Source organism: [Flexibacter] sp. ATCC 35208, assembly GCF_001975825.1.
Taxonomy (GTDB): domain Bacteria; phylum Bacteroidota; class Bacteroidia; order Chitinophagales; family Chitinophagaceae; genus Chitinophaga.
The window spans coordinates 1-10,583 of record NZ_MTKN01000112.1 but is presented as its reverse complement, the minus strand read 5'-3'; the positions used below and the strand labels follow the sequence as shown (position 1 = coordinate 10,583).

The window sequence follows — 10,583 nt, the reverse complement described above, 5'->3', positions numbered from 1 at the left end:
ATCCAAGCCCTCTTGAATGAACCGTCTTTACTCCATTTTAAAAAATACCTGTGAATATTTTGCCACGAGGTCGCCCCTTTATCAAAATATTCGCAAATACACAACTCTCGCCACTGGCAGCCTGTTTTCATTCGCTTTAAAATCAACAGAACCACTTTTACTAAATCTATCCTGGCCTTAAAGCCTCTTTTGCCTTTGCTTAAATGTGGTAAAATCCAATCTCGTACCTTATCTTCGTCTATGAGTCCCAGAATTATTCGTTTTTATTTGCCAAAACAAAAATCCTTAATTCCTGGGACTTCCTTTTTGTCCTTCAAAAAGTGTAAACAACTTCAATATGTAAAGGGGGAAAAGGGCCAGGAAATTTTATTGTCCCAATTATCTGGTACCTATCCTCTAATCTAGACCAAAAATACCGCCCCGATCTGTCTAGATCTAGGGCATACTTTGATGTTTTAACTATTTCGTCTACTTCTATTGTTTTTGAGAGTTAATATGTTCCTGCCCTCAACAGTATGAAGTCGTCTTTACCTTTATACTGAAGTGATTTTTGTATGGCAGTTGTCAATGTTTTAAAAGGGCTTGCAACGGTTCCCTTATTCAGATCGTTACCTGCTGGAGAAGCATAAATATTTACCTGGGCCTTTGCGATTATAAATATTTGTAAAGAGAGCAGCAACGGGATAATATTTTCATATGCTTAATACTACTTTGACAAGTTATGAATTGTGGAAAATGGATAAAAAATAAGACCTTAGTATCATGTAAATCAAACGTATAAATATAAGACATGGTCAACAGCCGCGACAACCAGCCGAACCAAAGCGGCTGGAAAAATATATGTTGCTACGAGGTCATGTTTTTAAAACCCGTACCCACAATAAAATGCCCTTATCAATTCAATATGTGAAAGGTTTATTCCAGAGCAGGAAGGGGAATATAGAACGGATGGTTGAACATGTGGCAGATAGTGAGTACTACAGCATGCAACATTTCATCAGCGAATCTCCGTGGGATGCGCGTACAGGTTTTGATACGGTTGCCCTTGATACTAATGAGGTTTTTAAGAGTTTTGATCAGGTGGCACTGCTCATAGATGAAAGTTCTGACCTTAAGAAAGGAGATTATTCTGTAGGGGTATCTCGTCAGTACTGTGGAACAATAGGGAAGGTAGATAATTGCCAGGTGGCAGTTTATGGAGGATTAAGTGCAGAGCATTATTATGGTTTAATAGATACAGCCTTATATCTTCCGGAAAGCTGGACCGCTAATCGTAAACGTTGTAAAGCAGCCGGCGTACCCAAAGAGCGGTACAAACATAAAACCAAAGTAGAACTGGCGGTAGACATTGTGAGATATCAATTGGAACTGGGCACCCACTTTGATTTCCCTCCGGGATGGGAAGAGACAAATCTTCCAACGCTGACCTTTCTAAAAAGGAACGGTTTCAGTTTCGACAGAGCTTTCTGTAATACCTGCATGTGTTCTCCCAGCCGTACCACATTATTTACAGGAATTTATCCGGCTAAGCATAAGGTTTCTCAAACACTGACTATTGGCGGCCCATTATCTCCTTCGGAACCAACCATCAGTGCTTCTTTACCAAGCATCATGAATGTACTCTGGAATGACGGTTATGATGTGCAGTACCGTGGTAAATGGCACATGAGTAAGGGCGTTGCCGGTAATGGAGCAACCACGAATTATGATAACCTTACATCTGCCGATATTTCTCTATTTGGTGCAATGGGATGGATAGCCCCGGATGCAGGAGAAGATGTAAATCCTTTAAATTTTGGAGGAGGATTTGCCAACCATGATGCCAGGTATGTGGCCGAAGCCATCAAATACCTTCAGGAGGTAAAAGTAAAAAGAGCTGCAGGTGAGTATAAACCTTATTGCCTGATCGTGTCGCTGGTGAACCCGCACGACGTACTGGCTTATCCCAAAACAGCAGGGACTTCCGGATATTACGCTGACGCCTGGTCAACAAGGGAAATTGGATTGCCTGATACCGTAAACGAACATTTACTGGCCAATAAAAAACCGATGGCGCAGGAACAGATCCTATTGGGCATGGATGCATCTTTAGGGCCTTTAGCAACAGTAGAACAAAAGTTAGATTATATAAATTTTTACGGGTACCTGTTAACCCTGGTCGACAAAGAGATTGGTAACCTGATCAAAGAATTGTATGCTAAATATGGGGATGGAATAAGTCTGGCTGATACAGCTATCGTGACCTACACCTCGGACCATGGAGAAATGGGACTTGCACATGGGGGACTGCGTCAGAAAACCTTTGTAGCTTACGAAGAAGCATTGCGTGTTCCACTGGTTATATCCAATCCTGTTTTATTTTCAGACCACCCCATTCAACAATCTATGGCCCTGGCCACGCTGGTCGACATCATGCCTACGTTTATGGAGATTGCTAATGTATCTAACTCTCCTGCCGGACTTGCAGGCACAAGCTTGTTACCAATTATAGCGGATGGTACACCAGTACAGAATAGTATATTGTTTACATACGATGATACAAAAGCAGGTTCCAATAGCCAATGGTCTGTGGTAAATGCTGCAATCGAATCCGATGTATCCGTACAGAGAAATGGAAGTATAGCTATTATTTTGATGCTTCGGGAGCTTATTACAACGAATATGAACTATACGATTTGGTAAACGATCCATCAGAATATACCAACCTTGCCTATGATCCGGCATACAACGAGGTTAGAATGGATCTGGAAACACAGTTGCATAAACTTGAAGTAGATAAGCTAAGAGTGCATAGCCCTCAACAATCTGAAAGCGTTCAGGAACGTTAAAGACGGGCCAGAATCAGGGCATTATGAGCATTTGAAGGCTTTGTATGAATTAAAAAAATTGATAACCAAGTAATTATAATTACCTTGAGGCTATCTGGNNCCAGATAGCCTCAAGGTAATGGAATAAATAGTTAATAGAGCTCTTCTCGTTAATTATGTAACAATTGCTAAAAACAATAGACTGACCTTCATATAGTGACAGCTTTGTTGCATTTATAAAGTAATCATGAACAGAAGAAATTTCAATGCCATTGCAGGAACTGCTATTTAAAAGGTTACATAATTCCTTTAAATAGTTATATGATTCACATGTTGTTAGTTTGTAAAGCGATAAAGCTTCAATGCTTTATCCCGCCAAAGAAACGCCTATCAATTTTCCGATACCAAAAGTAATAGCCGCCGCAATCAAACCAAATAATACCTGCCTGAAACCAGAGAACCAAATACTTTTACCTGTAAATAGCGTAATGGCAGAACCAATTAAAAATAAGCCAGCCGCACTACCAATAACACTAATGCTAATGGCTGTTATACCTGATGTGAACATAAAAGGAATAACTGGTATCACAGCTCCAATGGCAAAAAGTATAAAGGAATAAACAGCAGCCTCCATAGCTGAGCCTTTCAGTTCTTCTGTGTTGATGCCCAATTCTTCTTTCACTAATACTTCATATGCATGATTCTTATCCAGCATAATTTCTGCTGCCATGGTATTTGCCTGATATTCAGGTATGCCTTTGGCAATATAGATTAATGCAAGCTCTTTTTGTTCTCCTTCAGGATTTGTTTCCAGTTCATCCATCTCCAATTGCATTTGGTTTTCATGCAACTCCTGCGAACTTTTAACTGAAATCCATTCTCCTAATGCCATTGATAATGCACCGGCTAATAATCCTGCCACTCCAGCCAACAAAACACCTGAACCTCCTGCCGTTGCCCCGGCAATACCCATCACTAAACTAAAGTTGGAAACCAAACCATCATTGCCGCCTAATACTGCAGCCCTTAAAGCATTGCCTCCAACAGAACGGTGCCTGCGTTCAAATTTGGCTACATTGCTTCCTGTAACCTTAGATTCATTTTCTAAAAGCGACCTTAGTATTTTTACATGGTTGGTTTCGCTGCCGTTAATGGGTAACTTATTTTTGTTCTTGGCATTTATAACAGCAGTAGAAATACTTTTTTCAGTATCCATCAATACCCCCAACACATAATCGTAACCAAAAATTTTACCAATGGTAATAAGTGCCTTTGCTCTGAAAGATGGTGGTGGAAATATTCCAGTTGATGCCGGATTCAACTTTTTCAAAAAAGCCTCTGCATGATTTTTTTCTATAGCACTCATTTGCCGGAATACATTGGCAATCGTTGTATCAGATTCTGCATCTGCTAATTTGCTGTACAAAAAAGAAGCATCCACTTCTGTTTGAATATTTTTGTTTGGAGATGTAGTCATTATTTGATGTGGCTTTAAGATGGAAAATGGAATCCCTCAATAACTGAAGGACTCCTGTAATGATATTTGAATATTAAAAATGAGTTTAATTAATCACTATCATTTTCTCCTTCATTATTATATTGAACAACACCAGTAGAAATTTCCGTATGTCTTATCTGTCCGCCAAGGTAGCCTGTTCTGGCAACCAGCACAAAACTTATAACCGAAAGAATAAGAACGATAATAGATGAGGGTTTTATCAGTAAATTTTCGAAACGGCTCATTACTAAGACTATTACCGACATTATACCTAATATAATCAGGCTTATCAAAGCATACTTTGCCGAGTCTTCATGTTGGTTTATGATAGTTTCTGATACGCCTTTTATGTTTTCAACTGCTTCTTCGGCACCCTCGCCTGTTGAGTAGGCTATACATGCACTAATGGCAGAGATGATAAAAATAAAATAGGCCGCATTTTTTGTTTGATTGCTCTTTGTCCAAAGTCCATACCCCAAAACTAATCCACCCAATATGGACCCAAAAATCGGCAAATGTGTGATTAATAAATGCAAATGTACCTGGTTCATATCAACATATTTTACAGTGAAGTAATTGTAAGAAATTTTTCTCCGCTGGTCATTGAAATGCCGCAACGTTTAGGGGCGGTTGTTTCATAAGTATTACCACAAGTAGGACAAACATAAAATACTGTTGGCAATGATTTGACTGTATTATTCTGCAAAGCCACCAATGCATTTTCATACATCACTTTGTGTTTCTTTTCTGTTTTGTAAGCATAATTTAAACTTATTATTGCCAACTGATTACCTGCTGTATTCGCTACGGTTAAAAACTCAGGATACATAGTAGTAGCTTCATACGTTTCGCCCGTTATGGCATCCTGCAAATTTTCTTTGGTTGTCTTTACAGAAAATTCCGGTTTAATCGTTGGCGTAGCAACACCTGATTCCTGTAGAACAGCCTTATGATTATTGGCATGAATATTTTCTGCTATGGATGCAGCTTTAAAAAGCAAAGCAATCTGATGGTAGCCATCGTGCTCTGCCTTTTTGGAATAGGCGGCGTACTTTGCACTGGCAGTTGTTTCGCCTTTAAAAGCAGCCTGTATATTTTCTAATGTTTTTATTTTGGCATCAGCAGTTGATACATCGCTTGCAGATTTTTCGTTAGATGTCTTATCATCTTTCTCATTTTCCTTTACTTCGTTTTCACCACTTTCATTATTTGATTTCTGGGAGGCATTATCCGCCTTATTTTGTAAAGGAGCTTTCATAGCGGCATCCGTATTAGTGTTGCCGCAGGAGATAAGAAAGAAACTTATTGTTGTTAATACTGTAAATGGAATAATTAATAGCTTTTTCATTTTTTTTATTTGTTGTGAATAAAATGATAAAGCAAAGATGCTATTGCAGCCATTTACCACACCTTTGTAGTTTCTTAAGATTGGCTAAAGATTATGCAGGGAATTTTAAAGAGAATATCGTATTGGATTTAGAAGAGGACACAATTATTTCAATGTGCTGTATATCTGACAGTTTTTTAACAATGGACAGTCCCAGGCCATTTCCTGGAATTAGAGAGTTTCTTGAATCATCGGCACGATAAAACCGGTTAAATAATAGCGGTATTTGTTGTTGCGTAATTACTGTACCATCGTTTGTTATTGAGAATGTTTTGGTGTCAATATTCCAACTACAATTTATTGTTCCATTTGTGGCTGCGTATTTCACAGCATTGCTAAAAAGATTGTCTACTATCACAGATAAGAAAAAGCTATTTGCATATACTGAAACGGATTCTGCAATGGTTGATGTAAGGCATATTTTCTTTTCCTGTATTTGTTTGCCAAATTTTAATTCTGCCTCTTTTAAAATATTATTTAGATCAACTGTTTCTTTTTTTATCGAACCTGATTCAAGACGAGCTAATTGCAATAGTTGGTCAAACAAATTATTTAGTCTGTCTGTTTGGGTGAGCACTTCTTTTATTTTTTCCTCGTATTGTTCCGGTTCTCGTTTTTTTCGAAGCAATACTTCCAGGGTGCCCTTGATGGCGGCAAGCGGTGTCCTTATTTCGTGAGAAGCATCGGCAGTAAATTGTTTTTGTTGTTGAATACTACTATCTATTCTATTTAGTAATTCATTTATAGTAGTTGCCAGTTTGTAAATTTCATCTTCATTCTCGGGCAATGGCAAGCGGGTATTTATGTTAACATCATTAATGCCCGAAGCTGCCTGAATTAACCGATGTACAGGAGCAATAGCTTTGGAAGCCGCAAAGTAAATAACACAATATAGTACCAGTAAAAGAATAAGGAATGAAATGCAAAGAGTAATGAAAAGGTTGTGTAATACATAATAAGATTCCTGCTGTGAAACTCCGATTGTCAGTTGACCGATAATTTTTCCTTCGTCATTTTGAACTGGAAATTGTCCAAGCCTGAGCCGTTGATTATCTATAGTGGTGTTATAAAAATATTCTTTCGCAATCAAAGGGTTAAATAAAAAGTGATTCGACCGCAGGTTTTCCGATCTGAAAATCATCCTGTCCTTGTTATTTACAATTTGAATAAAAGTCGGATTGACTTCTACTTTTTTATGTTCGGCTTCTTCCCATTCAGGCATTTTGATGACGATTATACTGTCCTCTTTCCAGTCAAGTGAATTTATTATTTCCTCTTTTTCCAGTAAAATATCGGTATCAAGATGACGGTATGAACTTAAATAAACAACTGCATAAATAATAACAAATACAATGGCCGTTGTTATAGCAACAGCAAGGGTGTTAAAAAGAGCAATTCGTTTTTTAAAACTCAATTTCATTAATTATCATTTATACGGTAACCAACACCTCTTATGGTTTGAATGAATGATTCTTTGTCTTTTGTATCTATTTTCTTTCGCAGGGCATTGATAAAAACGTCTATTACCGAAGTATCTTTATCAAAATGTATATCCCAAATTTTTTCAATAATTCTTGACCGTCTACAAACCTTACCTTTATTACGAAGCAGATATTCTAATAATGCAAATTCTTTTTGAGTGAGCTCAATGGGCTTACCATTTTTGGTAACCAGGTGGGCATCTGTATTCAATACAAGGTCTGCAGTTTCAAAAACATTCTGTTCCCCTGTTTTGTTCCGAAGCAGCACCCTGATACGGGCCAATAATTCTTCAAAAGCAAAAGGCTTTTTTAAATAATCATTGGCACCGGCTTCCAAGCCAAATACCGTATCATCTACGGTATCTTTTGCAGTTAAAAAAATGACTGGGACAACTTTGTTTTCTTTACGGATACTCCTACAGATTTCTATTCCACTAACACCTGGCATCATCCAGTCTAATAAAATGATATCATATTCATTCAAATTAGCTATTACCATTTCAAGAGCTACTCTGCCACTATTGGCAACATCTACGGAAAACCCTTCCTCCTCCAATCCTTCCTTTAAAAAGCCAGCAATAGCTATTTCGTCTTCTGCCAAAAATATTCTCATATTGTTAAGATAAAGAGAAAAATATGGATTTAGCTTATTTCGCATCAGGATTTGAAAAATCTGGTAAGGCAAGTTCTACTCCAGCTCCATGTTTATATACCAATTCCCCCCCCAAATATCCTGTTCTGGAAATAGCGGCAATTACACAGGCGAATAGAATAACACTTATAATTCTTGCCCAACTTTTATAGTATTTAAAAAAATGAATGCACAAGTAAACTGCAGAGGTGATAATTGTTAGCCATAAAGCAATTGTCGCTGCCTGTTCATGTAGTTCCATTGCTTTGTTTAATGGTCCTTCTTCCAGTCCTTCTCCAGCGGCATTGCCTGCAAGATAAGAAACCACAGTACCAAGCGTCCCTAATATCAGAAGGTAAAAAGCAGATTGCCGAAAGAATACTTTTTTATAAAAAAAACCAATCACTTCAAATAAAAATCCTACTAGTAATAAAGCAATGGGAAAGTGGACTACCATTGCATGGAGATGTGTTGGGGAGATCATAATCGTTTTTTTACAAAGATGGTCTCCCCTATATTTGAATGTGTTTAGCAGATTCTTAAGATTGACTTAAGATAGTTTGTATCTGGTTCTTTTGCTGGATAGGTTCAATAGTGTCTTTTGGGCAGGGGTGGTTCAATCGTTTCTTTGTTTCCAGTAAAGAAATACTCTGCTGGCTGATATTAAGGGCATCGGCTAACACATAACGAACTGCAGGCTTTTTAAAAAAAGAACAGAGGCACGGCTAATCCACCGGCAAACCTGTAAGGAAGAAAGCAATATGGCAAGCGAATTACAGGCGGAAATAGACAAGAACCGGCTTCGCATTGCCAATGCACAGCAACTTATGCTGGATGGTAAACTAAGCGCTACGGACTACCGGGAGGTAAAAAATCGGTATAGTGGATCAACAATAGGTTACTTAATGTTTATTATTACAATAAACATTATTACCATAATAATGACAATAAACGATAATTATGTCATAAAAAAATATTTACGACAATAAAATTGAATTTATTGTCGTAAATTTGGTATAATTGATGTTTTTATGGCAAAGGTCAGTTATACTCAAATTCTTCAGGAATTACAACAGATTAGAAAAACGCTGGAAAAGTTTGGGGATGGAGCAAGTCTTGAGATGATAAAGAATGCGCTGGATATTGGAATAGAGCTCCGAACTTTACATAGGCGTTTGGATAAATTAATTGATGACGGCATTATTGCTACTTCAGGTAAAACTAAAGCCAGACTTTACCATTTAGTTTCCACTCCACCTGTTGAGAAGCAAAAAGGTGGAGGAGACAATAGTACCATCCCATTATCAGAAGGAGGTAAAGAAATACAGGAGATTATTTCCAAACCGACCAATACTCGCTATCCTGTGGGATATCAACGTGATTTTTTACTTTCATACCGACCTAACATTGATAGTTATCTTAGTGAGGATGACAAACGTAAACTTGCTACATTAGGAAAGACGGCAAGATTACATCAACCAGCAGGCACATATGCTAAAGAGATTCTGCAACGCCTGTTGATCGATTTATCCTGGAACTCCAGCCGCCTGGAGGGAAATACATATAGTCTGTTAGATACACAACAACTGATCTCTCTTGGAAAGTTTGCTGACGAAAAATCAGCTGCAGAAGGTCAAATGATACTCAATCACAAGGATGCAATTGAGTTTATAGTCCAGACGACTGAGGATATAGGATACAACCGCTATACAATAAAGAATCTGCATGCTTTGCTGTCTAATAACTTATTGCCGGATCCTGGAGCAAGAGGGCGATTGCGGACATTTGGCGTAGGTATCGGCAATTCAGTGTTTACACCGCTGGCGATTCCACAGGGGATTGAAGAGATGTTTGAAATCATACTTGAAAAGGCAAGGGAAATTAATGATCCTTTTGAACAGTCGTTTTTTGTAATGGTACATTTGCCTTACCTCCAGCCTTTTGATGATGTAAATAAACGGGTTTCCCGTCTTGCGGCGAATTTATCATTAAACAGATATAACCTGGCTCCGTTGGCATTTGTTGATGTGCCTAACGATATTTACATAATGGGAACATTGGGGGTCTATGAACTCAATCGCATTGAACTTTTAAAGGATGTTTATATGTGGGCATATGAACGGTCCGCACTTCGCTATGCATCTTTACGCCAGTCATTAGGAGAACCGGATCCCTTCAGAATCAGATATAGAAATGATATTCGTAGCCTTATTACTGAAATAGTTGCTAACGCCATACCTCCGGGAGAAGCTGGGAAATTGATTGCCAGGAGGGCAGCAGCTCTACCCCAGGTAGATCAGGAGAGATTTATTGAAACTGTTGACACAGAATTGTTGTCCCTTCATGAGGGTAATTTTGCAACTTATTATGTTCGACCGGCAGAATTTAAAAATTGGGAAGCGGTCTGGAAAAGATCTTAAGGGCAATTTAATATTGGTGGTTTCCTCCGGGAAAAGGGGGCTATCTATCCATGGAATACTTAGATTCTGACCTATATATTTTAGGTTTTTCGCAGCTTTTTCTCCATGGGGTATTTTATTCTTTATATCCTTTTTGGATTCTGGGTCCATGCGTTATCCTGATAGAAGGATTCATTTTACTTATCTTCAAAAACAAATGCCCTCTTACAATAATTGCGCGCAGATATTCCAATTCTTCCAAAGACAACTTTGATATTTTTTTGCCCAACTGGTTCGCAAAGTATAACAAACTTATTTATACAATTATTTTTATACTCATCGTTATCCTGCTTATTTATAGAATGAAGTTGTTTACACTT

11 protein-coding genes are annotated in these 10,583 nt (G+C 38.0%); 3 read left to right on the top strand and 8 right to left on the bottom strand.

Annotated elements, in window-relative coordinates; translation table 11 throughout:
- Nucleotides 1-215 (bottom strand): transposase (locus tag BW716_RS39305; protein WP_368678238.1); only part of this gene is annotated, 215 nt, incomplete at its 3' end.
- Between the two features lie 670 nt (nt 216-885).
- On the opposite strand from BW716_RS39305, the gene BW716_RS33405 reads away from it, so the two are divergent.
- Nucleotides 886-2,682, top strand: coding sequence for a transposase (locus tag BW716_RS33405; protein WP_220388887.1), 1,797 nt, complete (start codon nt 886-888; stop codon nt 2,680-2,682).
- Nucleotides 2,589-2,828, top strand: a complete 240-nt coding sequence (locus BW716_RS38300) for a sulfatase/phosphatase domain-containing protein (RefSeq protein ID WP_235643997.1) — start codon at nt 2,589-2,591, stop codon at nt 2,826-2,828. Before BW716_RS33405 ends, BW716_RS38300 begins: the two co-directional genes overlap by 94 nt.
- A gap of 346 nt (nt 2,829-3,174) precedes the next feature.
- On the opposite strand, the gene BW716_RS33400 is transcribed toward BW716_RS38300, so the two are convergent.
- From BW716_RS33400 to BW716_RS33375, 6 genes are all read right to left on the bottom strand, one after another.
- On the bottom strand, nt 3,175-4,284 hold the full coding sequence (locus tag BW716_RS33400; protein ID WP_083730399.1) for a VIT1/CCC1 transporter family protein: 1,110 nt from the start codon (nt 4,282-4,284) through the stop codon (nt 3,175-3,177).
- Nucleotides 4,285-4,373: 89 nt separating this feature from the next.
- Nucleotides 4,374-4,856: a DUF2231 domain-containing protein gene (locus BW716_RS33395; protein ID WP_083730398.1), complete on the bottom strand. Its 483-nt coding sequence runs from the start codon at nt 4,854-4,856 to the stop codon at nt 4,374-4,376.
- 11 nt (nt 4,857-4,867) lie between these two features.
- Nucleotides 4,868-5,653, bottom strand: coding sequence for a rubrerythrin family protein (locus BW716_RS33390; RefSeq protein WP_220388886.1), 786 nt, complete (start codon nt 5,651-5,653; stop codon nt 4,868-4,870).
- A 91-nt stretch (nt 5,654-5,744) separates the two neighbouring features.
- Nucleotides 5,745-7,112 (bottom strand): cell wall metabolism sensor histidine kinase WalK, encoded by a 1,368-nt coding sequence (locus tag BW716_RS33385; protein ID WP_083730397.1) that lies wholly within the window; start codon nt 7,110-7,112, stop codon nt 5,745-5,747.
- Complete coding sequence (locus BW716_RS33380; protein ID WP_083730396.1) at nt 7,112-7,786, bottom strand: response regulator transcription factor; 675 nt, start codon at nt 7,784-7,786, stop codon at nt 7,112-7,114. The genes BW716_RS33385 and BW716_RS33380 overlap by 1 nt, the downstream gene beginning before the upstream one ends.
- Before the next feature lie 34 nt (nt 7,787-7,820).
- Nucleotides 7,821-8,288 carry a DUF2231 domain-containing protein gene (locus tag BW716_RS33375; protein ID WP_083730395.1) on the bottom strand — a complete coding sequence of 156 codons (468 nt, stop codon included), beginning with the start codon at nt 8,286-8,288 and terminating at the stop codon, nt 7,821-7,823.
- Between the two features lie 547 nt (nt 8,289-8,835).
- On the opposite strand from BW716_RS33375, the gene BW716_RS33370 reads away from it, so the two are divergent.
- Nucleotides 8,836-10,224 carry a Fic family protein gene (locus tag BW716_RS33370; protein WP_083730394.1) on the top strand — a complete coding sequence of 463 codons (1,389 nt, stop codon included), beginning with the start codon at nt 8,836-8,838 and terminating at the stop codon, nt 10,222-10,224.
- Between the two features lie 176 nt (nt 10,225-10,400).
- Here BW716_RS33370 and BW716_RS37910 read toward each other — a convergent pair.
- The coding region (locus BW716_RS37910) for a hypothetical protein (RefSeq protein ID WP_220388885.1) at nt 10,401-10,583 on the bottom strand (183 nt) is incomplete at its 5' end.

Excerpts from the sequence above, each read along its gene's own strand:
- BW716_RS33405 (WP_220388887.1), top strand. The coding sequence starts at position 886 with ATGCCCTTATCAATTCAATATGTGAAAGGTTTATTCCAGAGCAGGAAG.
- BW716_RS33400 (WP_083730399.1), bottom strand. The coding sequence starts at position 4,284 with ATGACTACATCTCCAAACAAAAATATTCAAACAGAAGTGGATGCTTCT.
- BW716_RS33395 (WP_083730398.1), bottom strand. The coding sequence starts at position 4,856 with ATGAACCAGGTACATTTGCATTTATTAATCACACATTTGCCGATTTTT.
- BW716_RS33390 (WP_220388886.1), bottom strand. The coding sequence starts at position 5,653 with ATGAAAAAGCTATTAATTATTCCATTTACAGTATTAACAACAATAAGT.
- BW716_RS33385 (WP_083730397.1), bottom strand. The coding sequence starts at position 7,112 with ATGAAATTGAGTTTTAAAAAACGAATTGCTCTTTTTAACACCCTTGCT.
- BW716_RS33380 (WP_083730396.1), bottom strand. The coding sequence starts at position 7,786 with ATGAGAATATTTTTGGCAGAAGACGAAATAGCTATTGCTGGCTTTTTA.
- BW716_RS33375 (WP_083730395.1), bottom strand. The coding sequence starts at position 8,288 with ATGATCTCCCCAACACATCTCCATGCAATGGTAGTCCACTTTCCCATT.
- BW716_RS33370 (WP_083730394.1), top strand. The coding sequence starts at position 8,836 with ATGGCAAAGGTCAGTTATACTCAAATTCTTCAGGAATTACAACAGATT.